Raw genomic sequence first — 24,466 nt, 5'->3', positions numbered from 1 at the left:
CGCCTTCTCCCTGTCATCGGTTTACAGCTTGGCCGATTGGCGCGGCATTGCAAGCGGATAGGGTAACGGATGAGCATAGGCATATTTGCGGCAGTTTCGGCGGCGATTGCGGTGGCGGCGGGGGCGTTCGGCGCGCATGGCGCGGCTGGGCAGCAGGAGGCTGAATGGCTGCGCACCGGCGGGATGTACCAGCTGATCCACGCGGTCGCCGCGCTGGCGATCATGGGCGTTGCGCGCGGCCCGGCGATCATGTTGCTGGTTGGAGCGGCGATTTTTGCAGTGACGCTCTATGCGATGGCGCTCGGCGCGCCGCGCTGGCTGGGTGCGGTGACACCGATCGGCGGTGGGTTGCTGATCATTGGCTGGCTGTGGGCGGGCTGGATATACTGGCGGGGTTAGTCGCCGTCGACGTCTGCTTCGCACTCTTCGCAGCGGATGACCTCGACGATCAGGTCGCCGGGTTCGAGATTTTGCGCTTCGGGTTCCCAAAAGCCGTAGGGTTTGCCGCCGCGATAGATGCGCAGGCCGCGGCCTTCGTTGGCGAGCTGGTCGATACTGCGCCCGATTTCGGTGGCGACGACCGGCCGTTCGCGCAGTTGGACGCGCCCGCCGATGCTGGCAAGGTCAGCCATATAGTCGGCGACATGCGCCCCCTGCGCCGATCCGGCAAGCAAAAGCCCGGTGAAGCTGACCGGATTGATGACATTATTCGCGCCTGCCTGCCGTGCGAGGACTTCATTGTCCTGCGCACGAATGACGACGCTGATCGGCACTTTGGGTGAGAGGTGGCGAACGGTCAGGACCATGAGGATCGAGCTGTCGTCGCGGCCCGCCGACACCAGCACCGCCTGCGCCCGTCCGATATGGACGTCGATCAGCGTGTCGTCGTTCGATGCGTCGCCCTGCAGCACGTTACAGCCCATCGCCTCGGCCTCTTCGATCCGCGACGCTGACTGGTCGATGACGACGATGCACGCCGGATCGGTGCCGCGCGCGATCAGTTCCTTGACGGCTTCGCTGCCGCTGACGCCAAAGCCAAGGACGACGATATGGTCGGTGAGCTGTGCCTGGATGCGGGCCATGCGCCATTTTTCCCATGTGCGTTTGAGGACGAAATTATAGGCGGTGCCGACAAAGATAAACAGCACCGCGATGCGGATCGGGGTGACGATTACCGCCTCGATCAAGCGCGATCGGTTCGAAATCGGCGCGATATCGCCGAACCCCGTCGTCGTCACCGAGATCATTGTGAAATAGACGACGTCGAGAAAGCTGACATGGCCGTCGTAATGGTCGACCAATCCTTCGCGATCGATCCAGTGAACGAGCACGACGATACCGATCAGAAAGAAGGCAAGCGAAAGCCGTGCGCCAACATCGGCCCACACCGGCCATTTGCTGGCGCGGCGCAGCGGCTGAAAGCGGTGCTGCGGTTTCAGCTTGGACGGTTTGTGGTCGCTCATCGGGGCGGCAATTGTTTCATCGGATCAATCGGTATGCGATTTTTGCGCAGCTGGAAATGGAGTTGCGACGTCTGGACCTGGCCGGTCGCCCCGGCGCGGCCGATGACGTCGCCTGTCCGCACCGCCTGACCGCGCTGCACGTCGATTTTCGCTGCATGGGCATAGGCGCTGACCCAGCCGCCGCCATGGTTGATCAGGACCAAGCCGCCATAGACGCCGATCTGCTCGCCCGCATAGGCGACCAAACCATCGGCCGTGGCGCGGATCGGGGTGCCCGCGGCGGCGGCGATATTGATCCCGTCGCTGACCTTGCCCGGTGCGAGCGGGCCGAAGCGTGCGAGGATCGGGCCGTTGAGTGGCCAGGCAAAGCGACCGGTGAAGGCGGCTGGTGCGGCGATGGCGGTGGTCACCGGCTGGTGCGGCGCGGCGTTGCCCGCGGTCGGACGGCTGCTTTCGGCGAGCGCGGGCTGACTGCCGGTGACGATGTCGTCGATGTCGAGGGTAAAGTCCGCGGCGCGGGCGCCGACGTTGATGGGGCCGGGCAGCGAAGCGCGCGCATCGGACGGCGGGCGCAGCTGCTGGCCGACGCGCAATATATAGGGGTCCGCGAGCGCGTTGAACGTGATGATCTCACCCCATTCTGCGCCGTAGGCGCGCGCGATGCTGATCCCGGTCTCACCCGCGCCGACGCGGTGGTACAGGCCGGCGGGGATACGAAGCTGTTGGCCGGGGTGCAGGGTGAAGGGCGGGGTGAGGTCGTTTTCGAGTGCAAGTGCTTCGGACCCCGCGCCGCTCATTTCGCCGATCGCGCGCAGCGTGTCGCCGGGGCGGACGGTGTAGGCGCCTGCGGTCACGCGCACCGCATTGCTGATCACGGGTTTGAGCGTCCACGTCGGCCGCGCGTCGCCGCCGACGACGTTGCTCATCGGTCGCCGTTCAAAGTCGAAGCTGTGCTGGGAGGGGAGCGGAGCGGTTGTCGGCGCGACGGGTCGTGACGGCGGGACAGGGGCCGCGGGGATGCAACCGGCAAGCAGCATGGCGCCCAGCATAACTCCGACATGATGTCTGATTTCCCCCACGCGCCGCTATTGCCAAAGGAAGCGAGCGGTGGCTAGACTCAGAGCCGTCGCCCCCGAGTAGGCGGGGGCCGCGCGAGGCCAAATGCCTTCGTCGCCGCGTCAATCGACAGGCGGCCCTCGTCTTCGCGGAGGCGACGTCTTACACCGCGTAAGCACTCCGCAACGCCGCCAGCGACGCGTCATGCGTCAGGTCAAGATGGAGCGGGGTGACCGAGATGAAATTATCGTCGATCGCCTCGAGGTCGCTGTCGTGCGCGAGGCTGTGTTCGATGCCGTGCAGGCCGAACCAGTAATAGCGATAGCCGCGAGGGTCGGTGCCTTCGACGATCGAGCCACGGCCATAATCGTGGAAACCCTGGCGGGTGACGCGGATGCCCTGCACCTCGGCGGCTGGGATCGCGGGGAAGTTGATGTTGATCAGCGTGCGCGGCGGCATGGCCATGGCGAGCAGCGGACGCAGCACTTGTACGCCCCAGGTTTCGGCGGGGGCGAAGGGGACAGTGTCACCCATGCCTTCCTTGGCATAGACCTGGCTGAGCGCGATCGAAGGAATGCCCGCGAGCGCGCCTTCGATCGCCGCCGATACGGTGCCCGAATAAGTGATGTCGTCGCCCAGGTTGGCGCCGCGGTTGACGCCCGACAGGATCAGGTCGGGCTTGTCGGGCATGAGCTTACCGATCGCCATCATCACCGAATCAGTGGGCGTCCCGCTGCACGAGAAGCGCCGTTCGTCATGCTGGCGGATGCGGACGGGACGTGACAGGGTGAGCGAGTGACCGGCGCCCGACTGCTCCTCGGCGGGCGCGCAGACCCAGATGTCGTCGCTTAGCTGACGCGCGATTGTTTCGAGAATAGCGAGGCCGGGCGCGTGGTAGCCGTCGTCGTTGGTGAGGAGGATGCGCAACGTTTGGTCTTTCTCTCTTCGTCATGCCGGACCCTTCGACCTGCTCGGGACAGGCTTGAACCGGCATCCATTCGGCGACGGCGTCGTGGACCCCGGATCATGTCCGGGCTGACGAGTATTAGGTGGCGGGTGTCAGTTTGGTGATCCCGGCCATATACGACAGCAGCGCATCAGGAATGATGACGCTCCCATCGGCCTGCTGGTAATTTTCGAGCACCGCGACCAGCGTCCGACCGACCGCTAACCCCGACCCATTCAGCGTATGCACGAATTCGTTGGTCTTGCCGCCCTCGCGGCGGAAGCGCGTGTTCATTCGCCGCGCCTGGAAATCGCCGCAGTTCGAACAGCTCGAAATCTCGCGATAGGCGTTCTGGCCGGGCAGCCAGACTTCAAGATCATAGGTCTTGCGCGCGGCAAAACCCATATCGCCGGCGCAGAGCAGCATCTTGCGATAGGGCAGTCCCAGCGCTTCGAGGATCGTTTCGGCGGCGCGGGTTTTGCGTTCGAGCTCGGCATCGCTGTCTTCGGGGCGGGTGATCGAGACGAGCTCGACCTTCCAGAACTGGTGCTGGCGGATATAGCCGCGCGTGTCGCGCCCCGCCGACCCGGCTTCGGAGCGGAAGCAGGGGGTGAGCGCGGTCATGCGGATCGGCAGATCGGCTTCGGGCAAAATCTCTTCGCGCACCGCGTTGGTCAGGCTCATCTCAGACGTCGAGATCAGCCAGCGGCCGTCGGTGGTCTGGAACAGATCCTCGCGGAATTTGGGCAGCTGGGTGGTACCGAACGCGGCTTCGTCGCGGACCATCAGCGGGGTCGCGCATTCGGTATAGCCCGCGTCGATTGTCTGCCGGTCGATCATGAACTGGCCGAGCGCGCGTTCCAGCCGCGCCATCTGGCCCTTCAGGAACGCAAAGCGCGCGCCCGACATCTTCGCCGCAGTTTCAAAATCGAGTCCGAGCGCGGGGGCGAAGTCAGCGTGTTCCTGCGGCGCGAAATCGAAGCTGCGCGGAGTACCCCAGCGTGCGATTTCGACATTGCCGTCTTCGTCCATCCCCTTGGGAACGTCGGCGGCGGGGAGGTTCGGGAGCGCGGCGAGCGTGTCTTGCAGCGCCGCGAGTTGTTCGCGCTCGGCATTTTCCTTTTCGGGCAGCGACGTTTTGAGCGTCGCGACCTCGGCCTTCAGCGCTTCGGCCTTGTCCTTGTCGCCCTGCGCCATTGCCTGGCCGATCAGCTTTGAGGCTTCGTTGCGGCGCGCGAGCGAGGCCTGAATTTCGGTCTGCAACGCGCGCACCGACGCGTCGGCGGCCAGGATTTGGGCGGACAGGGGTTCGAGGCCCCGGCGCGCGAGGCCGGCGTCGAAGGCTTGCGGGTCATCCCGGATCAGGCGGATATCGTGCATGGGCGCGCTATGGCGTTGCCGGGCGGGGGGTGCAAGCCTGTCCTTTGTTGAGGGTTGCTGATCCGCCGCGCTGCTCTTGCCCGATCGCGCCCATAAAAAAGGGCCGCCCCGAAAGGCGGCCCTTCAGTGTGGTGGTCCGGGTTAGCCCCCCGACCTCCAGTGGATCATTTACGCCGCGTCGGCGTCGTTGTCGTTGCGGTTCGCTGCGCGGCGGCGCGCGACCAGCGCGACGGCGGCGGCGCCGAACAACAGCATCATCGGCGGAGCCGGAACGGGGGTCGGCGTACCCGACGATCCGCTGCTGGTGCCGCCCGAGCTGGACGAAGAAGAAGAGGATGACGAACTGCTGCTCGACGATGAGCCGGTGCTGCCCGTGCTGGTGCTGCCGGTCGAGCCCCAGCTGCTGCTGCTGCCGGTCGCGCCCGACGAGGTTGCGCCGCTCGACGTGCTGCTGCTCGACGACGAAGACGAGCTGGACGAAGAGCTGCTCGAGCCGCCCGAGCTGCTGCTGGAGCCGCCCGAACTGCCGCTGGAACCATTCGAGCCGCCCGAACTGCCGTGTGACGAGCTTCCCCAGCCCGAGCTGCCATGCGACGAGCCGCCCTTCGACGAGCTGCCGCCCGACGACGAACTGGACGACGAGGAGGAGGACGACGAACTCGACGATGAACTGCTGCTCGATGACGAGGTGCTGACATTGCCCGATGACGTCGAGACGTTGCCCGACGAGGTGCTGACGTTGCCCGATGAGGTCGACACATTGCCCGACGAGGTCGAAACGCCGCCGGTCGAGGTGCTGACGCCCCCGGTGGAGGTCGAAACGCCGCCCGTCGAAGTGGAGACGCCGCCCGTCGAAGTGGAGACGCCGCCGGTGGACGTCGTCGAACTAATCCCGCCGGTCGAGGTCGAGGTGCTGACGCCGCCGGTCGAGGTCGAAACACCGCCTGTCGAAGTCGAGGTGCTCACGCCGCCGGTCGAAGTCGAAACACCGCCCGAGGTGCTGCTGGACGTGGTGCTGAGGCCGCCGGTCGTCGTCGAGGTGACGACAATGCTGCCGCTGCTGCCGCCGCCGCTGCTGCCGCCAAAGAAGCCTCCGAAAAAGCCGCCGCCGAAACCGCCGCCAAAGCCGCCACCGATCACGGTGACACCGCCGCCGCTGCCGCCGCCTTCAAAACCGCCGCGCTGCGGGAAGGGGGCGTAGGGGATCGGGGGCAGCGGGATCGTCTGGGTCACCACCTGCGTCTGCGGGGTCGCAGTGCGGATGATGCGCTTGGTCGTGACGACGCGACGCACGCGCTTAACAGGCTTGCGCGCGGCGTGACGTTTGCGAACGATTTTTTTGCCGACGCAGGGCGAGCATTTGGCTGTCTGGGCGCGCGCCGACGGTACATCCGCAACCTGCATCGCGCCGGTCCCGATGAGCGCGCCGCCGCAGGTGCAGGCGCAAAGCTTGGCGAGGGCCATTCGGACAGACATAGGTTTCTCTTTCTTTCCCGTTGCAGGTGCAAAGCGCCATCCACCGGCACCTGTTTCACCTTCGCTACACCCCAAAAGGTCAAAGCTTTGCGAACGCGGCAATTGCGTTAACCGCGTTTGCCTGTCCGGCAGCGGGAAAAGGGCGCTGGAATCAACCCCAATGGCGGTTGTTGTCCCAAAATAGTACGGAAACTGCAAAGATTCTGTACGATTGGTTAATCTTCGGCCCTAAATCGGGTACGCCTTCGGCACGCTGGGGCTTGCAATCGATCGGTGAGAATCTCCTCAGATGCGCTCTCCGTTCAGCCGCGCTTCACGCCCGGTCGCTATCGGCTGCTTCGGCGCTTGTATCGCAACCAGCGGCTGGTTATAGGCGCGCCACTCCCTGCACCGCTTGGCGGACGGCGGGGTGACAGGAAAGGACGCGAGAGCCCCTCATGCCGACCAGCATTGCCGACATTGGTGCCGACGCGCTGCGCGCAGCCAAGTCAAATCTCGATACGGATTATGTTCCTCGCGACGACGAAGAGTTTATGAACGAGCGGCAGCAGGAATATTTCCGCGGCCTGCTGCTCGCTTGGAAAAAGTCGATCCTGTCCGAATCCGAATCGACCCTCGCGCATTTGCAGGACGGACCGCTGCGCGAACCCGATCTGGCCGACCGCGCGTCGAGCGAGACCGACTGGGCCATCGAACTGCGCACCCGCGACCGCCAGCGGAAGCTGATCGCCAAGATCGATTCGGCGATCCGCCGCATCGACGAGGGTGAATATGGCTATTGCGCGGTGACCGGCGAGCCGATCTCGCTCGCCCGCCTGCAAGCGCGTCCGATCGCGACGATGACGCTGGAGGCGCAGGAGCGCCACGAGCGCAACGAGCGAATTTCGCGCGAAGATTGATCCGCTTTGGGACGAAGCGCCCAATAGTGCATCGGCAATTTACATTTCGGCAATGGCTGCGCTCTAGATTCCAATACCTGAAAATCAACGCGGGGAATGGGTCGCAATGGATTCGCATAGGCCGGTAACGGTAGATGAAGAAGTGGCGGCGCTGTCGCGCGGCGCCGATCGGGACAGCCTGTTCATGCAGGCCGGGTTGATCCTGCCAGGCCGCGCCGATCCGGTGGTGGTGCGCGTGCGCAACCTGTCGCCGGGCGGCATGCTGGCCGAGGGCAAGGTGTGCGCCGAACAAGGCGCGGCGCTCGAAATCGAGCTGACTAATATCGGTAGGGTACCCGGCCGCGTCGTGTGGGCGGGCGAGGGCAAGTTCGGTATCGCGTTCGATCGTCAGATCGATCCGCAGGCGGTGCGTCGTCAGGTGGTGCAGCAGTCCGATCTGCCGCCGCATCTGCGGCGTTCCGGCCTCGAACGGGGGCCGCTGTACCGCCGACGCTGATGCTTTCTGGTTAGGGCGGCACCAGCGGGGCGGTAACGGCTGGCGATCGTCAGGCGACCGCGAGCATCTCTTCCTTCAGTTTGAGCTTCTGCTTTTTCAGTTGCGCCAGCGCCGCCATGTCGGGCGCCGGACGCCGCTCTTCATTCGCAATTTTCTCGTCGAGGTTCGCGTGACGCGACTTCAGGGCGGAAAGATGCGACGTGCTCATGGGCCATTCTCCTTTTCGACTCGATTGGCAGGGCCGAGTAAATCACGAATCGCGGCGAATGTCGTGACGATTCGCTAGGCCGGTCCCCGTTGCGGACCAGTGGTGAACGTGGCAGGGAAGCGGTCGTGAGCCCCGACGAAATCACTCAGCGCCTGGAGCTGTTACGGATCGAGCATCGTGACCTCGACGCCGCGATCATTGCGCTCGGTACCGCAGCGGTTCCCGACCAGTTACAGCTCGCGCGGCTAAAGAAACGCAAACTGCGTCTGCGCGACGAAATCGCCTGGTGCGAGGATCAACTGGTTCCCGACATTATCGCCTGAATCAAAACGGGACGGTCGCAGGCAGCAATTTTATAGTTACCGCCATTGCATTGCGGCGTAGCCATGGCATCCATCGGTCCATGGTCGCCCGGCAATCAGACATGATGGCAATCGCAGTGCCGGTGCAACGCGCCCAAGTTGAAAATCTGTATGTCGAAGCGATGGTGCTCGCCGACGAGGCGCACGCCGCCTTTGCCGCACAACGCGATCTGGGCGATGTCCGGCGTGACGGAGTGATGCAGATCAGCCTTGCATGCGAATCGCTCAAGACCACGACGCGGCTGATGCATGTCATCGCCTGGCTGCTCCACCGCCGCGCGATGATGGCGGGCGATCCGGGCGCGGGGCCCCACGACAGCGCGGCGCGGATCGGCGAGCCGGTCGCGGCCGATTGGGACGTTTGCGCGGGGTTCGAGGCGTCGGTGCGGCGGATCATCGCGGCGAGCGAGCGCTTGTTCGAACGCATCGCGGGGCTGGAAGCGGGCTGGGATGCACCGCAGGCGGCGACGCCGGTGCAGCGGTTGCTGGCGCAGCTGGAGGCGCGGCTCTGATGCCTTGCCCCTTGATGGGGGAAGGATATGGAGCCTTATCGAGAAGCGATTAGTTTCCGTTGTGATCAAGCCCGTTTTTCGACCCAAAGGCGGAGTTTGATGGGGTGATGGCGCGTCGTTGCGCCTTCGCGTCAGGCCGAGAGCGCACCCCCGCCGCTGCGACTGGGTCAGCAAGCTGGCAAGTCTCGCTGCCTTCCCTATCACGGGGGAGGAGCATTTAGCCGAACCACTCCACCCACGCGCCATGGGCGTGAGCATGCGCCAGCTTCACCGGTGCGCCGCCGCCCGGCCAATGTCGCACCACCAGTTCATGATGATGAACCGTCCGATTGGCCTCGAGCGCGATCCAAGCCAACGGACGGTCCGCGGTCGCGCGTGCGCCCGCGGCTTCCATCGCCGCGGTGATCCGCGCTTGCTGGTCGGCGGGCACATATTGCCAGACGATCGAATGCATCAGGACGCGAGTTGTCCCGTCCGCCTGCAATCGCGCCAGTTCGGCCTCGACAAAGTCGGCGGCGTTGGCCTGGACCAGTTGCGGCGGGGCTTCAGTCGCTGCGGCAATCGCCGCTTCCAAGCGCTGAAAGCGGATATGATGTTCGGGCCAGATATAGGCTTTCAGCCGCAGCGCCTGCGCCGGATCGGTCAGGTCGACCGGCGCGACGTCGCAGCCTTTCAGGCCCACAAATTCGATCGCGTGCTGCGGCGGATGGTTGCCGCGCCAGTCGGGGGTGAACGCCATCCCGCCGGGCTGCGGGCCGACATGCACCCCGCCGAGATCATAATGATAGCGGTCGATCATCAGGTTGATCCCGGCGCTCGACCCGATTTCAAGGCAGTCGAAGCGCGGCGGCAAGCCGCGGTCGGTGAGCCACAGCATCGCGGCGATGAAGTTCGACGAGCGCCCCGCCTCGTTGGTCTGCGGCGGCCCGTCGAGCCAGGTGCGCAGCGCCGCCTCGTGGCGCGTCACCACCCCGGCGACGATCGCGGCGTCGTTGATGTCCTCGGCATCGGCATAGATCGGTGCCAGCTCATGCGCGCTGCCCGCCAGATGCAACGCGTGGATGCCCCCCGCGGCGCGCAGCGGTAGCGCGTCGGCGAGCGGGGCGCCGGACCAGTCGGCGATGCGGCGGGCAAATTCGCTGGCGGGCTTTTCGAGCAAGGTGCTGAGCGCGGCAACGATCCGCGCGGTCACCGGGGCGCCATTGGCGCGGCAATAGAGTATTTGGTTGGCAAAGGCAGAGCGCACCGCTGCGGGTCCGGTTTCGGCCATGTCAACGAAGTCGTATCGCTCGCTCATTGCCCTTTTTCCCTCCGCCGCCTATGTGCGCGACGCTTATGCCCGAACCCATCATCTTTGCCATCCCCAAGGGGCGGATCCTCGACGAAGCGCTGCCGCTGCTGGCGCGCGTCGGGATCGAACCCGTGGCGGATTTCTTCGACAAGAGCAGCCGCGCGCTGGTGTTCGCGACCAACCAGCCGCACGTCTCGCTGATCCGCGTCCGCGCGTTCGACGTTGCGACGTTCGTTGCGCACGGCGCGGCGCAGCTCGGCATCGTTGGCTCCGACGTCGTCGACGAGTTCGATTACAGCGAGTTGTACGCGCCGGTCGACCTGGGCATCGGCCATTGCCGTCTGTCGCTCGCCGGCCCCGCCGATGCGCCGCCACCGGGATTGGGCGAAAGCCACATTCGCGTTGCGACGAAATACCCCGCAACAACGCGGCGCTGGTTCGCGGCGCAGGGTATCCAGGCCGAGTGCATCAAATTGAACGGTGCGATGGAGATTGCGCCGAAGCTTGGACTCGCCTCGCATATCGTCGACCTGGTTTCGACCGGGCGGACGCTGGTTGAGAACGCGCTCGCGGAACAGAAAATCATCAGCGACGTATCGGCACGGCTGATCGTCAATCGCGCCGCGTTCAAGCTGCGTTCGGCCGAAGTCCCGGCGCTGGTCGAGCGGTTCCGGCAGGCGGTGGGCGATGCGGCGGTTTGATGCTTCGGCACCCGGCTTTGCGGCCGAATTCGACGCGCTGGTCAATGATCGGCGCGAGAGCGATTCCGACGTGTCGAGCGACGTCGCGGCGATCATCGCGCGCGTGAAAGCCGAAGGCGACGCGGCGCTCGCAGAATATACCGCCAACTTTGACAAGTTCGATCTCGACACGAGCGGCTGGAGCATCTCGAAGGCGGAATGCGCCGCCGCTTATGAAGCGCTTGCGCCCGAACTCCGCGACGCGCTCAACCTCGCTGCGGACCGCATCCGCGCTTATCACGCCGCCCAGCTGCCCGAGGATCGCGACTATCGCGATGCGACGGGCGCGCGGCTCGGTGCGCGCTGGAGCGCTGTCGATGCGGCGGGGGTCTATGTCCCCGGTGGCCGCGCGGCCTATCCGTCGTCGGTGCTGATGAACATCCTGCCCGCGAAGGTCGCGGGGGTCGGACGCATCGTGATGATGACCCCGACGCCGGGCGGTGAGACCAATCGGGTCGTGATGGCCGCGGCGCATATCGGCGGGGTCGATGAGATCTGGCGGGTCGGCGGTGCGCAGGCCGTCGCTGCGCTCGCCTTTGGCACGGACAAGATCGCACCGGTCGACGTCGTCACCGGTCCCGGCAACGCATGGGTTGCCGAGGCAAAACGCCAGCTCTACGGGGTCGTCGGCATCGACATGGTCGCGGGGCCGAGCGAGATTGTTGTCGTTGCCGATGGGCAGAACGATCCGCGCATCATTGCGGCCGACCTGCTCAGCCAGTCCGAGCATGATCCGACGAGCCAGTCGATCCTGTTCACCGACGATGCGGCCTTTGCCGACGCGGTCGCCGCAGCGGTCGATGCGATCATCCCGACGCTAAGCACTGCGGCGACAATGCGCCAAAGCTGGGACGCCAATGGCGCGGTGATCATCGTGCCGACGCTGGCGGACGCGATCCCGCTTTGCGACCGGCTGGCACCCGAACATCTCGAACTCGCGGTCGATGCCGCCGAGGCCGATGCGCTGTTCGCCAAGGTGCGTCACGCTGGTTCGGTTTTTCTTGGCCGCCAAACCCCCGAAGCGATCGGCGATTATGTCGCCGGACCCAACCACGTCCTCCCGACCGGCCGCCGTGCGCGCTTTTCGAGCGGGCTGTCAGTCAGCGATTTCATGAAGCGCACCAGCTTCCTCGCACTCGACGACGCCAGCCTTGCTGCAATCGGCCCCGCTGCGGTCGCGCTTGCCGGGGCCGAGGGGCTACCCGCCCACGCGCTATCGGTCAGCCAGCGTCTCAGCTAAGAAAAGAACCATGAACAAACGCTCTCAGTCTCGCTCCGCCGCCCGTCTCGCCGCCGTCCAGGCGCTCTATCAGCACGAGATGGAAGCGACGCCGGTCGCCAAGCTGATCCACGAATTCCACCAGCACCGCATCGGCGCGACGATCGAGGATGCTGAATATGCCGGCGCCGACATCGAATTTTTTGACGATATCGTGAAGGGTACGCTGGCGCGATCCGAAGAGATTGACGCGGCGATCATAACGCGGCTGGCCAGCGGCTGGTCGATGGAGCGGCTCGACCGCACGATGAAGGCGATCCTGCGCGCCGGCGCCTATGAACTGATCGCGCGCGGCGATGTGCCGGTCGGTGCCGTGGTCAGCGAATATGTCGATGTCGCCAAAGCGTTTTTCGACGCGCGCGAGGCGGGGTTTGCCAACGGGCTGCTCGATGCGATTGGTAAGGACGTGCGGAAGAATAGCTAGAAACCGTTCGCGTCGAGCGAAGTGGTGACACGCCGATGCCCAGCGTGTCTTACGCGTGTCTCGACTTCGCTCGACATGAACGGAATTAGCGCACATTGTTTTGGGCGAGAGGGTCGCGCATGTCCGAAGCCGATTTCATCACTCGCCTGCGCGCCATCGCGACCGATCCCGCGGCGCGCGGGCTCGCCGACGATGCGGCCGAGTGGGAGGGGCTGGTCCTCACCCACGACATGATCGTCGAGGGCATTCACTTCCTGCCTGACGACACCCCGCAGGACGTCGCGTGGAAGCTCGTCGCCGTAAACCTGTCGGACCTCGCCGCCAAGGGCGCGGCGCCGGTCGGGGTGCTTGTCGGCTACAGCCTCGGCGACGACCAATGGGACGCGGCGTTCGTGGAAGGTCTCGACCTGGCGATGCGCCGCTTCGGCGTCATCCTGCTTGGCGGCGACACGGTGCGGGTGCCTGCGGGCGCGCCGCGCAGCTTTGGGCTGACCGCGATCGGCCGTGCGCCTCCTGGCGGGGCGCCCTCGCGTGGCGGCGCGAAACCGGGCGATCAGCTGTGGGTCACCGGTTCGATCGGCAATGCGGGGCTGGGGCTGGCGATGCGGCTGGGGCAGGAGGAGGCGAACGAGACCTGCCTCACCGCCTATCGCCGCCCGCAGCCGCAGCTGACATTCGGGCAGGCGGTGGTGCCGCATGTTCACGCGATGATGGATGTGTCCGACGGGCTGCTGATCGACGCACAACGCATGGCGGACGCGAGCGGGTGCGAGTTTGTGCTGATGCTCGAGGCGGTGCCGCTGTCGGCGGCGTTGCTCGCCGTGCGCCCCGATGTCGTCGACACGCGGCTCGCGGCGGCGACGGCGGGCGATGATTATCAGCTGTTGTTCGCTGCCGATCCCGGCGCGACGGGAGCAATCCGCGAAATTGCGGCGGGGCTGAATGTCTTGGCGACGCCGATCGGCCATGCCGGAGTGGGCGCGGGAATTGTGCTGACGCACCGCGCCCAGCGCATTGTGCTGCCCGATCGTCTCGGTTTCACACACTGACGCGAAACCGTTACAAATGTGCCGAAAAACCGGGCTTGCCCTAGGCTTTCTTTCTTCCCATAACGCGGCGTCCAAATTTAGGGGCGGTCGCATCAGGGGAGAGGGCGAACCGGCAATCATAAGTCGGACGTGCTCGACTATTCACCTGACTCCGCCCCGCTCAATGGGGAAGGAAATTCATGATTGATCCGGTTATGATCGCGATAGCGTGCGGCCTTATTGCCGTGCTCTATGGCTTCATTACCTCGCGTCAGGTGCTCAGCGCCTCGCCGGGTAATGAAAAGATGCAGGAAATTGCCGCCGCCATTCAGGAAGGCGCCAAGGCCTATCTGGGCCGCCAATATCGCACCATCGCCATTGTCGGCGTCGTTGTCGCCATTCTCGTCGGGTTTTTCCTTGGCGCGATTTCGGCGACCGGCTTTGTTATCGGCGCCGTTCTGTCGGGCGTGGCCGGTTTCGTCGGCATGAATATCTCGGTGAAAGCCAACGTCCGCACCGCCGCTGCGGCGCAGACGGGCCTTCAGGCGGGCCTGACCATGGCGTTCCGCGCCGGCGCGATAACCGGCATGCTGGTGGCAGGCCTCGCCCTGCTCGCGATCTCGGTCTTTTTCTGGTATCTGATCGGTCCCGGTGGGTTCACCGTTGGCGGTGAGGATCGCACCGTCGTCGACGCGCTCGTCGCGCTGGCGTTCGGCGCCTCGCTGATCTCGATCTTCGCGCGCCTGGGCGGCGGTATCTTTACCAAGGCCGCCGACGTCGGGGCCGATCTGGTCGGCAAGGTCGAGGCCGGAATCCCTGAAGACGATCCACGCAACCCTGCGGTGATCGCCGATAACGTCGGTGACAATGTCGGCGACTGCGCCGGTATGGCCGCCGATCTGTTCGAGACCTATGTCGTCACTGTCGGCGCCACGATGGTGCTGATGGCGCTGCTGCTGAAGGGTGCGGGCGATATGCTCGTGCCGTTGATGAGCCTGCCGCTGCTGATGGGCGGCGTCTGCATCATTACTTCGATCATCGGTACCTATTTCGTCCGCCTGGGCGGCGGAACCAACGTGATGGGCGCGATGTACAAGGGCTTCCTGGTCACCGCGGTCCTCTCGGTCCCGGCGATCTGGTTCTCGACCAGCTATATCCTGCAGGGCGACATGACCACCGATGTGGTCGGCACGACCTTTAACGGCATGGATCTGTTCTATTGCTCGCTGCTTGGCCTTGTCATCACCGGGCTGATCATCTGGATCACCGAATATTACACCGGGACCAACTATCGCCCGGTGCGGTCGATCGCCAAGGCATCGGAAACCGGCCACGGCACCAACGTCATTCAGGGGCTGGCGATCAGCCTTGAATCGACGGCGCTGCCGACGCTGGTCATCTGTGCGGGCATCATCATCGCCTATATCCTGGCGGGCATCATCGGCATCGCCTTTGCCGCCACCGCAATGCTCGCGCTGGCGGGCATGGTTGTGGCGCTCGACGCTTATGGCCCGGTCACCGACAATGCCGGTGGCATTGCCGAAATGGCGGGACTCGATGAGTCGGTGCGCGAAAAGACCGACCTGCTCGACGCCGTGGGCAACACGACCAAGGCGGTGACCAAGGGTTATGCGATCGGCTCGGCGGGTCTCGCGGCGCTGGTGCTGTTCGGTACCTACACCGCCGACATTACCGAATATTCGGCGAAGCTCGGGCTGACCGAGCCGCTGACGTTCTCGCTGTCGTCGCCTTATGTCATCGTCGGGCTGCTGCTCGGCGCGTTGCTGCCGTACCTGTTCGGAGCAATGGGCATGACTGCGGTCGGCCGCGCAGCGGGCGAGGTGGTCAAGGATGTTCGCGACCAGTTCAAGAACAACCCGGGCATCATGACCTATGAGAGCAAGCCCGATTATGCGCGCACGGTCGATCTGGTGACCAAGGCGGCGATCAAGGAAATGATCATCCCGTCACTGCTGCCGGTGCTGGCACCGATCGTCGTCTATTTCGTCATCCTGGCGGTGGCGGGGCAGGTCGCGGCGCTCGAAGCGCTTGGCGCATTGCTCCTCGGCGTGATCGTCGGCGGTCTTTTCGTTGCCATCTCGATGACCTCGGGCGGCGGTGCATGGGACAATGCGAAGAAATATATCGAAGACGGCAACCACGGTGGCAAGGGTAGCGAGGCCCATAAGGCCGCGGTGACCGGCGACACCGTCGGCGATCCGTACAAGGATACCGCGGGTCCGGCGGTCAACCCGATGATCAAGATCACCAACATCGTGGCGATCCTGCTCCTCGCGGCACTGGCTGCGGGTTAACGCATCTGCCTGCGGGCTAAAAAAGGCCCCGTCGGAGCGATCCGGCGGGGCTTTTTTGTCGGGGTCGGGGTGGGGGCGGACGTTGGCAAAGGGCGCGAGTATCCCCTCCCGCGCAGGCGGGAGGGGAGAAGAAACGTCCGCAACCAGTCGTTAGCCGCTGCCTAGGACGCGCTCGCCGCCTTCATCTGCGCCGCATAGCCCGCCTGCACCATCGCGCTCATCCGGTCGAACAGTGCGTCGGGGTCGCTGCGGCGCAGCGCCGCGATCGCCGCCTCGGCGCCTTCAGCCACCACCAGTTCGCGCGTCCCGGCATCGACCGCGGCCACGATCTGCGCGGCGGCGAAATCGGGCGACAGGCCGTTGTCGATCGCGGCGTCGCTTTCCCCGCGCACGCTGCCATCGGCGTTCAGCGCGTTGCGGCTGACATTGGTCTGGACCGACCCCGGCGCGACCACGAGAACCTTCAGCCCCAGATGCTCATTCTCGGCCCGCACGCTATCGTGATAGCCGATGAGGCCGTGCTTGGCGGCGCAATAGGCGCTACGCAGCGGCACCCCGGTGATGCCTGCGACGCTGGAAATCGCGACAATCTGGCCGCCGCCGGCGCCGACCATGCGCGGCAGCAGTTGCTGGGTCAGCGCGATGGGGGCGAGCAGGTCGACCGCGACAATCTGTTGATAGACGGCAAAGTCGGTGTCGATCGCCAGGCTGCGCTGCGAGATACCGGCATTGTTGACGAGGCCGTCGATGCGGCCCTGCCAGCCCCACGCCTGCGCGGCGATTGCGGGGAGGGCGGCATAATCGGTCGCCTCGAACGGCAGCACCAGCGTCTCGGTACCGCAATCGGCGGCGGCGGCTTCCAGAGCGGCGATGTTGCGTCCCGACAGGATCAGCTTTGCGCCGCGGGCCCCCAGCGCCCGTGCCAGCGCCGCGCCGATGCCCGAGGAGGCGCCGGTAATCCACCAGATCTGATCGTTCATATCCGCTCCCATTCCACGATTTGGTTGCAACCTGAAACGGGTTCACCCAGCCGTCAAGGCGGTGCGCTCGCGCATCCCCGGGCGGGGGTGGCAATTTTGTTGCGAATCTGTTATAATAAATATCAACGCGCTGACATTCTGCCTCTTCCCGTCTCGGGCTGGGGCGTTTCGCGGCGTTCCGATGGAGCCATATCCCTTGTCACTCTGACTGGCTAGCGCCGACCGAATGCTGTTCCCCCTTGGCTAGAGGGTGGGATACGCCGTTGTTGTCGCAGTTTCAGATCGGGGTCAAGGCACAACAAAAGGAATTTGCATGTCCGTAAGCACGCTCTTGTTCGAAGTCGGTGATTATGTCGTTTATCCCAAACATGGCGTGGGGCGCGTCATCGAGTTGCAGAAATCGGAAATCGCCGGGATGCAGCTCGAACTCTATGTTCTGCGCTTCGAAAAGGAAAAAATGACGCTTCGCGTACCGACGAACAAGGCCGAAGGCGTCGGGATGCGCAAGCTGTCGTCGGACAAGACCCTGAAAGAAGCGCTGCAGGTGCTGACCACGAAGCCGAAGGTCAAGCGCACCATGTGGTCGCGCCGCGCGCAAGAATATGAAGCGAAGATCAATTCGGGTGACCTGGTGTCGATCGCCGAAGTGACGCGCGACCTGTTCCGCGCCGACGACCAGCCCGAGCAGAGCTATTCGGAGCGCCAGATCTTTGAAGCGGCATCGAGCCGCCTCGCGCGCGAACTCGGCGCGATGGAAGAGAGCGACGAAAAGACCGCGCAGGCGAAGATCCTTCAGATTTTGAACGAGCACGCGCCGCTGTATTACGCCGAAAAGGTATAAGCGCGCAGGCTAGCGATTTAGGGAAGGGCGGTCCGAGAGGGCCGCCCTTTTTCGTTCGGTCCTCTTCCCCAAGGGGAGAGGGATCAGGGATAAGTCGCTCCGACAAAATACAACCCATCCGGCGGGGCATTCAGCCCCAGCGCATTGCGATCCGCCGCCGCCAGCGCATCCTTCAGATCCCCCGCCGACCATCTTCCATGCCCGACCAGCGACAGACTTCCGACCATCGATCGAACCTGATGGTGCAGAAAGCTGCGCGCCGCAGCCTCGATGATCAGCTCGTCGCCGTGGCGGCTGACGGTCAGCTTATCGAGCGTCTTCACCGGGCTTTGCGACTGGCAATGCGCCGACCGAAAGGTGGTGAAATCATGCAGGCCGACGAGCGCCTGCGCCGCGGCGTGCATCGCATCGGCGTTCAAGGGCCGCGCGACCTGCCACGACAGCCCCTTGTCCCATGTCAGCGGCGCGCGGCGGTTGACGATGCGATATTCGTAAGACCGCCCGATGCACGCAAAGCGCGCGTGCCAGTCGTCGGGGACGACCTCCGCGGCAAGGACCGCGATCGGTGCGGGGCGCAGCTGGGCATTGAGCGCCTCGGTCAGCTTGAACGGAGTCAGTGACTTTTCGATGTCGACATGCGCGCGCATTGCGATGGCATGGACCCCGGCGTCGGTGCGCCCGGCGCTGAACACCTGCACCGTCTCGGCGGTGAAGCGGTGGATCGCTTCCTCGATCGCCTGCTGAACGCTGGGGCCATGCGCCTGCCGCTGCCAGCCCATGTAAGGGCGGCCGTCATATTCGATGGTGAGGGCAAATCTTGTCATCGCCGCCCCTTTAGCCGTTCGTGTCGAGCGAAGTCGAGACACCCCGAAGGCGCACACCACCGATGGGCATCTCGACTACGCTCGATGCGAACGGAATTAGGTAAGCCGCGTCCCCGCCGAAATCGCCCGCCCGCGCAGCAATTCGCCCGCTTCCATCGCAGGCTTGCCCGCACGCTGAACCCGCGTCGCGCGGATCGCGCCGGGGTTGCAGGCGATGGTGAGAGCATCGTCGAGCGTCACACCGGGCGCCGCCCCCGCGACCGTCTCGCCAGGATGCACAACCTCGGCCGCCAATATCTTGTAGCGATCGCCCTCCAGCTCGAAAAACGCCCCCGGTAGCGGGTTGAACGCGCGTATCTGGCGTTCGACCTGCACCGCGCCGACCAAGAAATCGAGCCGCGCTTCGCTCTTGTCGATCTTGGCGGCATAGGTGACGCCGTCGTCGGGCTGCGGCACCGGCGGAAAGGCGTGGAGCTCGCTCAGCACCCGCCGCATCATAAGCGCGCCCATTTCGGCGAGTTCGTGCGTCAGCACGCCCGCAGTCTTGCGTCCGATCGGGGTCGGCTCGACCAGCCGCATCGCGCCGGTGTCGAGCCCGACGTCCATCTGCATGATCGTCACCCCGGTTTCGGCGTCGCCCGCCAGGATGGCGCGCTGCACCGGCGCGGCGCCGCGCCAGCGTGGCAGGATCGAACCATGGACATTGAGGCATCCCTCGCGCGGCGCATCGAGGATCGCGGGCGGCAGGATCAGGCCGTAGGCGGCGACGACTGCGATATCGAGGTTCAGCGCGGCGAACGCGGCCTGCTCCTCGGCGCCCTTCAGGCTTTTGGGCGTGCGGACCGGCAGGCCATGGTCTTCGGCCCAGACCTGCACCGGGCTTTTCTGAAATTTCTTGCCGCGCTGCGCCGGGCGCGGCGGCTGGGTATAGACGGCCGCGATGTCGTGGCCCGCGGCGTGCAGCGCAGCGAGCGTCGGCACCGCAAAGGGCGGCGTTCCCATGAAGGCGATACGCATGGTGCGGGCTTTGGCGGAGGATGCGGGGTTGTGCAAGATTGATGCTCGGCTTCTTCGTCATGCCGGATTTGATCCGGCATCCATTGCGGCGCCGGCGGCATGGACCCCGGATCAAGTTCGGGGTGACGAGGAGGGTGTCGGGAAGGGATATTGCGCGCATCCCTGCGCGCCACTACCACCTCACCATGGCCTCCACCGAAATCGAAGCCCTCGTCCAGCAACTCGCCCGTCTCCCCGGCCTCGGCCCGCGGTCGGCGCGGCGCGCGGTGCTGCATTTGATGAAGAAACGCGAGTCCGCGTTCGTGCCGCTGCTCGCGGCGTTGCAAACGGTGTCCGAACGGCTCGTCACCTGCACCATCTGCGGCAATGTCGACACGCACGACCCCTGCGCGATCTGCGCCGACCCGCGCCGCGATGCGCGGTCGCTGTGCGTCGTCGAGGAGGTGTCGGACCTGTGGGCGCTCGACAAATCGCGGTTGTTTCCCGGCAAATATCATGTGCTGGGTGGGCGACTCTCGGCACTGGAGGGCATCCGTCCGCAGGACCTGGCGATCGACGCGCTGGTCGCGCGCGTCGCCGCGGGCGGCATCGACGAGGTCGTGCTGGCGATGAATGCGACGCTGGAGGGGCAGACGACCGCGCATTATCTGGCCGAACGGCTGGAGGGCTATCCGGTGCGGCTGACGCAGCTGGCGCATGGTCTGCCGGTGGGGGGTGAACTCGATTATCTTGATGAGGGGACGTTGGCTCAGGCGCTACGGGCGCGGAGGCCGGTGGGGTGAGCTCGGAGCTAAGTCGAGTTTAGATCGAAAATTCGCAAATGGGTTGATCACGGGCATTGGCAATACCGCAAGCCGGATGACGGGTGTAATGCTCGTGCCCGCTATAGTCCCAATCGCCATATTCGCCCCTTTCGTCGGCGTGGATACGCTGAGCGAACCTATTACGCGGCTAGCAACGCTACTAATTTGGGCTGTCATTTGGACAATATTTTTGAATTGGCGAAGCCTGCGGATGATGAAGGCACAGTCAGCCAAAAGTTCGCGTCACTACGATAGATTCGGGAAATACGAACTGCCGCCCGAATATGCTCACACCGAAAGCGAGCTAAAGGCAAAGCGGCGGCGTAAACGCTAGCCCCCTTGACCCAACGCTCCGCCGACCATACCTGACCCCCATGGCCTTACTCCCTATCATAGAGACCCCGGATCCCCGGCTGCGCGTCATTTCCAAGCCCGTCGAGACCTTCGATGCAGAGCTGAAGCAGTTGGTCGCCGATATGTTCGAGACGATGTATGACGCGCCCGGTATCGGGCTGGCGGCGATTCAGGTCGGGGTGGCGAAGCGCATCCTGGTGATCGACTTGCAGGAACCCGATCCCGAGGATGAAGAGGGCAAAAACGTGATCCGCGAGCCGCGCGTGTTCATCAACCCCGTGTTTTCCGACGAGAGCGAGGAACATAGCGTCTATTCGGAAGGCTGCCTGTCGGTCCCCGAACAATATGCCGATGTGACGCGCCCCGCCGAGGTAACCGTTGATTGGCAGGATGAAGATGGCAAGCATCACCAGGAACGCATGACCGGGCTGATGGCGACGTGCATCCAGCACGAGCATGACCATCTTGAAGGCATTTTGTTCATCGACCATCTGTCGCGGTTGAAGCGCGAGATGGTTCTGAAGAAGCTGATGAAGATGCGCAAAGCGGCGTAGCTTCTCCCCTCCCTGCAAGGGAGGGGAAGAATTTAACCCGCCTTCGCCACCGCAACCATCGCCGGACGTAGCAGCCGGTCTTTCATCATATAACCAGCCTGCATTTCCTGCACGATCGTGCCGGGTTCCGCATCGCTGCTCGGAATCTCCAGCATCGCCTGATGCTGGTTCGGGTCGAGCGGCAGGCCGACCGCGGCGATGCGGGTAATGCCGTTGCGTTCGAAGACGCTGAGCAATTCGCGCTCGGTCGCTTCAAGGCCCGTGATCAGCGGCTTGATCGCGTCCGACGCGCGCTGTTCGTCGCTGAGCGCGGCAAGCGCGCGGCCGAGGTTGTCGGCGACCGATAGGATGTCGCGCGCAAATTTGGTCGCGGCATAGGCGTGCGCGTCGGCAATTTCCTTTTCCTTGCGGCGGCCCAGATTCTGCGTTTCGGCGCGCGCGTAGAGCAGGTCTTGCTGCACCGCGGCGAGCTGTTCGTGCAGCTGGGCGACTTCATCATTCTCGGGCGCTGCCGCCTCGGGAGCGTCGGTTGCGGGGGTCGCGCTGTCGTCGACCGGGGTGTCATTTTCGATGTTCGTCATAAACCTATCGTATCAGTCTGGAGAGCGATTGTGCGGTGAAATCCACCATGGGAACGATGCGGGCATAGTTCAAGCGGGTGGGGCCGATAACCCCGACCACGCCGACCACGCGCCCGTCCGATCCGCGATAGGGCGCCGCTATCACGGAAGAGCCCGAAAGCGAGAATAATTTATTCTCTGATCCGATGAAAATGCGGGTTGCGCTGCCGTCGCGCGCGCTGTCGAGCAATTGCGCGATGTCCTGCTTGGTTTCGAGTTCGTCGAGCAGCTGGCGAACGCGGTCGAGGTCGCCGACCGCGCTGTCGTCGAGCAGATTGGCCTGACCGCGCACGATCAGCACTGGGCGGTCGGCGCCGTCGGACGACCAGATCGCCAGCCCGCGGCTGACCAGATCCTGCGCCGCGCGGTCGATCGCGATACGCTCGGCCTCGATCTCGTGCCGCACCCGCGCCATCGCCTCGGTCAGCGTCAGCCCCCCCAGCCTCGCGCTGATATAATTGCCTGCCTCGACCAACGCCGACGGGTCGAGCCCGGGCGGAGTGTCGATAACGCGGTTCTCGACCGCGCCGTCGCCCGCGACAAGCACGACGAGCGCCTGCGCGTCCGACAGCGGCACGAACGCGACCTGTTTGAGGATGCGTTCGTGCTTGGGCACGAGCACGAGACCGGCGCACGCGGACAGGCCGGAAAGCGCGGAGGTCGCCTGCGCGAGCGCGCTTTCGATCGGACCCGCGTCGGACAGGCTCGCCTCGATCTGCGCGCGGTCTTCGGCGCTCGGCTCGGCGACCTGCATCATGCCGTCGACGAACAGGCGCAGGCCCTGTTCGGTCGGCAGCCGCCCCGCGCTGGTGTGCGGGCTGGCAAGCAGGCCGAATTCCTCCAGATCCTGCATGACGTTGCGGATTGATGCGGGGGAAAGGTTGAGCGCCGCGAGCTTCGACAGCGTGCGCGACCCGACCGGCTGTCCGGTTTCCAAATACGCGTCGACGACCAGCCGGAACACGTCGCGGGCGCGCGTGGTGAGTTCGGTGATCGGCGCGGTGGTCATGGTGGGGATTTAGGGACGCGGGGGCGTGGGGGCAAGCTATGCTCTGGCCAACCGCCGCATGCCCCGCTAAGCGCGCCGCACACATTCACAGGAGAATCCCCCATGCGCCCATCCGGCCGCGCCCCCGATCAGATGCGCCCCATCGCCATCGAAACCGCCTTCACCATCCATGCCGAGGGCAGCGTGCTCGTCAGCTTTGGCAATACCAAGGTGCTGGTGACAGCCAGCGTCGATGAAAAGGTGCCGCCGTTCCTGCGCGGCAAGGGGCAGGGGTGGGTGACCGCCGAATATGGCATGCTGCCCCGCGCGACGCACACCCGCGGCAGCCGCGAAGCAGCGAAGGGCAAGCAGTCGGGGCGGACGCAGGAAATTCAGCGTCTTATTGGGCGCAGCCTGCGCGCCGTGGTCGATATGAAGAAGCTCGGCGAGCGCCAGATCGTCATCGATTGCGACGTGATCCAAGCCGACGGCGGCACCCGCACCGCGTCGATTTCGGGCGCATGGGTCGCGCTGCGGCTGGCGGTCGACACGCTGCTCGAAGCCAAGACAATTGCCGAGGATCCGATCGTCGACAAGGTCGGCGCGATTTCGTGCGGCATCTACAACGGCACCCCGGTGCTCGACCTCGATTATGACGAGGATTCGGTCGCGGAGGCCGACGGCAATTTCGTGTTGACCGGCCGCGGCCAGATCGTCGAAGTGCAGGCGAGCGCCGAGGGCGCGACCTATGACGAGGAAGGCCTGCTGCGGTTGCTGCGGCTGGCGCGCATCGGCTGCACCGAGATTTTCGCGGCGCAGGACAAGGCGACGGGGCGGTAATAAACGTTGTCACCCCGACCTGATCCGGGGGTCCACGCCGCCGTCGCTGGACTGGCTGCCGGATCAAGTCCGGCATGACGAAAGATAGGGCAGGTTGATGTCGCGTCGAAAACTCAACCCCGGCAAACTCGTCATCGCCAGCCATAATGCGGGCAAGGTGCGCGAGATTCGGGCGTTGCTCGAACCCTATGGCATCGAACCGGTGTCGGCGGGCGACCTCGGCCTGCCCGAGCCCGAGGAGACGGGGACGACGTTCCGCGACAATGCGTTGCTGAAGGCCCATGCGAGCGCGTCGGCGGCGGGGCTTCCTGCGCTTGCCGACGACAGCGGGCTGGAAGTTGCCGCGCTGGGCGGGCGCCCGGGCGTTTACACCGCAGACTGGGCCGAACGGCAGGCCTTCGAAGGCGAGCCGGGTAAGCCATGGGCGGGCCGCGACTGGTATATGGCGATGGGCAAGGTCGAAGGACTGCTCGCCGAGCAGGGGCCGGACGTCGACCGCAGCGCCTGCTTCGTCTGTACTCTCGCGCTGGCATGGCCCGATGGCCATGCCGAAGTGTTCGAGGGCCGCGCGCAAGGCAGCCTGACCTGGCCGCCGCGCGGGTTGCTGGGCTTTGGTTATGATCCGGTGTTTGTTCCGACCGGTAAGTCGCTGACTTACGCGGAAATCGATCCGGCGGAGAAGCACGCGATCAGCCACCGCGCGGATGCATTTGCGAAGCTGGTGGCGGGCGTGTTTTGAATCTGTCGCCCCCGCGAAGGCGGGACCGGGG

The 24,466-nt window shown here is 64.9% G+C and carries 27 protein-coding genes; 16 read left to right on the top strand and 11 right to left on the bottom strand.

Translation table 11 applies throughout. The features are described from left to right. The first annotated feature begins 69 nt into the window (after positions 1-69). Entirely contained in the window at positions 70-399 is a 330-nt protein-coding gene (locus K0M74_RS07600) for a DUF423 domain-containing protein (protein WP_293970002.1), read from the top strand. Here the strand turns inward: K0M74_RS07600 and K0M74_RS07595 are convergent. From K0M74_RS07595 to serS, 4 genes are all read right to left on the bottom strand, one after another. Then, the gene (locus K0M74_RS07595; protein ID WP_293969999.1) at positions 396-1,463 is read right to left on the bottom strand and encodes a TrkA family potassium uptake protein; all 1,068 of its coding nucleotides are present in this window, start codon (positions 1,461-1,463) and stop codon (positions 396-398) included. The two genes, K0M74_RS07600 and K0M74_RS07595, sit on opposite strands and share 4 nt — an antisense overlap. Next, positions 1,460-2,389, bottom strand: a complete 930-nt coding sequence (locus K0M74_RS07590; protein ID WP_293969997.1) for a M23 family metallopeptidase — start codon at positions 2,387-2,389, stop codon at positions 1,460-1,462. Before K0M74_RS07590 ends, K0M74_RS07595 begins: the two co-directional genes overlap by 4 nt. Before the next feature lie 292 nt (positions 2,390-2,681). After that, positions 2,682-3,446, bottom strand: a complete 765-nt coding sequence (gene surE / locus K0M74_RS07585; protein ID WP_293969994.1) for a 5'/3'-nucleotidase SurE — start codon at positions 3,444-3,446, stop codon at positions 2,682-2,684. Positions 3,447-3,564: 118 nt separating this feature from the next. Continuing rightward, positions 3,565-4,845: a serine--tRNA ligase gene (gene serS, locus K0M74_RS07580; protein WP_293969991.1), complete on the bottom strand. Its 1,281-nt coding sequence runs from the start codon at positions 4,843-4,845 to the stop codon at positions 3,565-3,567. Between the two features lie 187 nt (positions 4,846-5,032). Between serS and K0M74_RS07575 the strand changes: the two genes are divergently transcribed. From K0M74_RS07575 to K0M74_RS07565, 3 genes are all read left to right on the top strand, one after another. Continuing rightward, entirely contained in the window at positions 5,033-6,046 is a 1,014-nt protein-coding gene (locus K0M74_RS07575) for a hypothetical protein (protein WP_293969988.1), read from the top strand. 712 nt (positions 6,047-6,758) lie between these two features. Then, a complete protein-coding gene (dksA, locus tag K0M74_RS07570; protein WP_293969985.1) occupies positions 6,759-7,220 on the top strand; it encodes an RNA polymerase-binding protein DksA in 462 nt (153 codons plus the stop codon). A gap of 106 nt (positions 7,221-7,326) precedes the next feature. After that, entirely contained in the window at positions 7,327-7,716 is a 390-nt protein-coding gene (locus K0M74_RS07565; protein WP_293969982.1) for a PilZ domain-containing protein, read from the top strand. A gap of 49 nt (positions 7,717-7,765) precedes the next feature. Here the strand turns inward: K0M74_RS07565 and K0M74_RS07560 are convergent, their stop codons facing one another. Further along, positions 7,766-7,924 carry a DUF465 domain-containing protein gene (locus K0M74_RS07560; RefSeq protein ID WP_293969979.1) on the bottom strand — a complete coding sequence of 53 codons (159 nt, stop codon included), beginning with the start codon at positions 7,922-7,924 and terminating at the stop codon, positions 7,766-7,768. A 125-nt stretch (positions 7,925-8,049) separates the two neighbouring features. Between K0M74_RS07560 and K0M74_RS07555 the strand changes: the two genes are divergently transcribed. Together K0M74_RS07555 and K0M74_RS07550 are read left to right on the top strand one after the other, a co-directional pair. Then, positions 8,050-8,247 (top strand): DUF465 domain-containing protein, encoded by a 198-nt coding sequence (locus K0M74_RS07555; protein ID WP_293969976.1) that lies wholly within the window; start codon positions 8,050-8,052, stop codon positions 8,245-8,247. A 101-nt stretch (positions 8,248-8,348) separates the two neighbouring features. Beyond that, positions 8,349-8,798 carry a DUF1465 family protein gene (locus K0M74_RS07550; RefSeq protein WP_293969974.1) on the top strand — a complete coding sequence of 150 codons (450 nt, stop codon included), beginning with the start codon at positions 8,349-8,351 and terminating at the stop codon, positions 8,796-8,798. 217 nt (positions 8,799-9,015) lie between these two features. Here the strand turns inward: K0M74_RS07550 and K0M74_RS07545 are convergent, their stop codons facing one another. Then, on the bottom strand, positions 9,016-10,095 hold the full coding sequence (locus K0M74_RS07545; protein ID WP_293969971.1) for a DUF2332 domain-containing protein: 1,080 nt from the start codon (positions 10,093-10,095) through the stop codon (positions 9,016-9,018). Between the two features lie 38 nt (positions 10,096-10,133). On the opposite strand from K0M74_RS07545, the gene hisG reads away from it, so the two are divergent. The 5 genes from hisG to K0M74_RS07520 all read left to right on the top strand — a co-directional run bounded on the left by hisG (position 10,134) and on the right by K0M74_RS07520 (position 15,875). Continuing rightward, the gene (hisG, locus tag K0M74_RS07540) at positions 10,134-10,790 is read left to right on the top strand and encodes an ATP phosphoribosyltransferase (protein WP_293969968.1); all 657 of its coding nucleotides are present in this window, start codon (positions 10,134-10,136) and stop codon (positions 10,788-10,790) included. Next, positions 10,777-12,069: a histidinol dehydrogenase gene (gene hisD / locus K0M74_RS07535; RefSeq protein ID WP_293969965.1), complete on the top strand. Its 1,293-nt coding sequence runs from the start codon at positions 10,777-10,779 to the stop codon at positions 12,067-12,069. The genes hisG and hisD overlap by 14 nt, the downstream gene beginning before the upstream one ends. Positions 12,070-12,079: 10 nt before the next feature. Beyond that, positions 12,080-12,532, top strand: coding sequence for a transcription antitermination factor NusB (nusB, locus tag K0M74_RS07530; RefSeq protein WP_293969962.1), 453 nt, complete (start codon positions 12,080-12,082; stop codon positions 12,530-12,532). A gap of 119 nt (positions 12,533-12,651) precedes the next feature. After that, the gene (thiL, locus tag K0M74_RS07525) at positions 12,652-13,581 is read left to right on the top strand and encodes a thiamine-phosphate kinase (RefSeq protein WP_293969959.1); all 930 of its coding nucleotides are present in this window, start codon (positions 12,652-12,654) and stop codon (positions 13,579-13,581) included. A gap of 182 nt (positions 13,582-13,763) precedes the next feature. Further along, entirely contained in the window at positions 13,764-15,875 is a 2,112-nt protein-coding gene (locus K0M74_RS07520; RefSeq protein WP_293970059.1) for a sodium-translocating pyrophosphatase, read from the top strand. Between the two features lie 161 nt (positions 15,876-16,036). Here the strand turns inward: K0M74_RS07520 and K0M74_RS07515 are convergent, their stop codons facing one another. After that, on the bottom strand, positions 16,037-16,855 hold the full coding sequence (locus K0M74_RS07515) for an SDR family NAD(P)-dependent oxidoreductase (protein WP_293969956.1): 819 nt from the start codon (positions 16,853-16,855) through the stop codon (positions 16,037-16,039). A 313-nt stretch (positions 16,856-17,168) separates the two neighbouring features. Between K0M74_RS07515 and K0M74_RS07510 the strand changes: the two genes are divergently transcribed. Beyond that, positions 17,169-17,696, top strand: coding sequence for a CarD family transcriptional regulator (locus K0M74_RS07510; protein WP_088441069.1), 528 nt, complete (start codon positions 17,169-17,171; stop codon positions 17,694-17,696). 83 nt (positions 17,697-17,779) lie between these two features. Here K0M74_RS07510 and truA read toward each other — a convergent pair whose 3' ends face one another. Next, on the bottom strand, positions 17,780-18,520 hold the full coding sequence (truA, locus tag K0M74_RS07505) for a tRNA pseudouridine(38-40) synthase TruA (protein WP_293969952.1): 741 nt from the start codon (positions 18,518-18,520) through the stop codon (positions 17,780-17,782). Positions 18,521-18,616: 96 nt separating this feature from the next. Beyond that, positions 18,617-19,537 (bottom strand): methionyl-tRNA formyltransferase, encoded by a 921-nt coding sequence (gene fmt, locus K0M74_RS07500; protein ID WP_293969949.1) that lies wholly within the window; start codon positions 19,535-19,537, stop codon positions 18,617-18,619. A gap of 185 nt (positions 19,538-19,722) precedes the next feature. Here fmt and recR point away from each other — a divergent pair, with 185 nt between their 5' ends. Both recR and def read left to right on the top strand, forming a co-directional pair. Next, positions 19,723-20,319: a recombination mediator RecR gene (gene recR / locus K0M74_RS07495; protein WP_039579914.1), complete on the top strand. Its 597-nt coding sequence runs from the start codon at positions 19,723-19,725 to the stop codon at positions 20,317-20,319. Between the two features lie 395 nt (positions 20,320-20,714). Continuing rightward, positions 20,715-21,248, top strand: coding sequence for a peptide deformylase (gene def / locus K0M74_RS07490; RefSeq protein ID WP_293969946.1), 534 nt, complete (start codon positions 20,715-20,717; stop codon positions 21,246-21,248). 32 nt (positions 21,249-21,280) lie between these two features. On the opposite strand, the gene grpE is transcribed toward def, so the two are convergent. Further along, a complete protein-coding gene (gene grpE, locus K0M74_RS07485; protein ID WP_293969943.1) occupies positions 21,281-21,829 on the bottom strand; it encodes a nucleotide exchange factor GrpE in 549 nt (182 codons plus the stop codon). A 4-nt stretch (positions 21,830-21,833) separates the two neighbouring features. Further along, positions 21,834-22,877: a heat-inducible transcriptional repressor HrcA gene (gene hrcA, locus K0M74_RS07480; RefSeq protein ID WP_293969940.1), complete on the bottom strand. Its 1,044-nt coding sequence runs from the start codon at positions 22,875-22,877 to the stop codon at positions 21,834-21,836. Positions 22,878-22,979: 102 nt separating this feature from the next. On the opposite strand from hrcA, the gene rph reads away from it, so the two are divergent. Continuing rightward, the gene (rph, locus tag K0M74_RS07475) at positions 22,980-23,696 is read left to right on the top strand and encodes a ribonuclease PH (protein WP_293969937.1); all 717 of its coding nucleotides are present in this window, start codon (positions 22,980-22,982) and stop codon (positions 23,694-23,696) included. Between the two features lie 97 nt (positions 23,697-23,793). Next, the gene (gene rdgB / locus K0M74_RS07470; RefSeq protein ID WP_293969934.1) at positions 23,794-24,435 is read left to right on the top strand and encodes an RdgB/HAM1 family non-canonical purine NTP pyrophosphatase; all 642 of its coding nucleotides are present in this window, start codon (positions 23,794-23,796) and stop codon (positions 24,433-24,435) included. Positions 24,436-24,466 lie beyond the last annotated feature (31 nt).

It is taken from the genome of Sphingopyxis sp. (assembly GCF_019459305.1).
Classification (GTDB): domain Bacteria; phylum Pseudomonadota; class Alphaproteobacteria; order Sphingomonadales; family Sphingomonadaceae; genus Sphingopyxis.
This window is presented reverse-complemented; position numbering and strand designations above follow the sequence as displayed.

Coding starts and splice junctions, on each gene's coding strand:
- dksA (WP_293969985.1), top strand. CDS start 6,759: ATGCCGACCAGCATTGCCGACATTGGTGCCGACGCGCTGCGCGCAGCC.
- recR (WP_039579914.1), top strand. CDS start 19,723: ATGGCCTCCACCGAAATCGAAGCCCTCGTCCAGCAACTCGCCCGTCTC.
- def (WP_293969946.1), top strand. CDS start 20,715: ATGGCCTTACTCCCTATCATAGAGACCCCGGATCCCCGGCTGCGCGTC.
- thiL (WP_293969959.1), top strand. CDS start 12,652: ATGTCCGAAGCCGATTTCATCACTCGCCTGCGCGCCATCGCGACCGAT.
- K0M74_RS07595 (WP_293969999.1), bottom strand. CDS start 1,463: ATGAGCGACCACAAACCGTCCAAGCTGAAACCGCAGCACCGCTTTCAG.
- hisG (WP_293969968.1), top strand. CDS start 10,134: ATGCCCGAACCCATCATCTTTGCCATCCCCAAGGGGCGGATCCTCGAC.
- K0M74_RS07560 (WP_293969979.1), bottom strand. CDS start 7,924: ATGAGCACGTCGCATCTTTCCGCCCTGAAGTCGCGTCACGCGAACCTC.
- rph (WP_293969937.1), top strand. CDS start 22,980: ATGCGCCCATCCGGCCGCGCCCCCGATCAGATGCGCCCCATCGCCATC.
- K0M74_RS07515 (WP_293969956.1), bottom strand. CDS start 16,855: ATGAACGATCAGATCTGGTGGATTACCGGCGCCTCCTCGGGCATCGGC.
- truA (WP_293969952.1), bottom strand. CDS start 18,520: ATGACAAGATTTGCCCTCACCATCGAATATGACGGCCGCCCTTACATG.
- K0M74_RS07590 (WP_293969997.1), bottom strand. CDS start 2,389: ATGAGCAACGTCGTCGGCGGCGACGCGCGGCCGACGTGGACGCTCAAA.
- hrcA (WP_293969940.1), bottom strand. CDS start 22,877: ATGACCACCGCGCCGATCACCGAACTCACCACGCGCGCCCGCGACGTG.
- K0M74_RS07600 (WP_293970002.1), top strand. CDS start 70: ATGAGCATAGGCATATTTGCGGCAGTTTCGGCGGCGATTGCGGTGGCG.
- nusB (WP_293969962.1), top strand. CDS start 12,080: ATGAACAAACGCTCTCAGTCTCGCTCCGCCGCCCGTCTCGCCGCCGTC.
- grpE (WP_293969943.1), bottom strand. CDS start 21,829: ATGACGAACATCGAAAATGACACCCCGGTCGACGACAGCGCGACCCCC.
- fmt (WP_293969949.1), bottom strand. CDS start 19,537: ATGCGTATCGCCTTCATGGGAACGCCGCCCTTTGCGGTGCCGACGCTC.
- K0M74_RS07550 (WP_293969974.1), top strand. CDS start 8,349: ATGATGGCAATCGCAGTGCCGGTGCAACGCGCCCAAGTTGAAAATCTG.
- rdgB (WP_293969934.1), top strand. CDS start 23,794: ATGTCGCGTCGAAAACTCAACCCCGGCAAACTCGTCATCGCCAGCCAT.
- K0M74_RS07565 (WP_293969982.1), top strand. CDS start 7,327: ATGGATTCGCATAGGCCGGTAACGGTAGATGAAGAAGTGGCGGCGCTG.
- hisD (WP_293969965.1), top strand. CDS start 10,777: ATGCGGCGGTTTGATGCTTCGGCACCCGGCTTTGCGGCCGAATTCGAC.
- serS (WP_293969991.1), bottom strand. CDS start 4,845: ATGCACGATATCCGCCTGATCCGGGATGACCCGCAAGCCTTCGACGCC.
- K0M74_RS07545 (WP_293969971.1), bottom strand. CDS start 10,095: ATGAGCGAGCGATACGACTTCGTTGACATGGCCGAAACCGGACCCGCA.
- K0M74_RS07510 (WP_088441069.1), top strand. CDS start 17,169: ATGTCCGTAAGCACGCTCTTGTTCGAAGTCGGTGATTATGTCGTTTAT.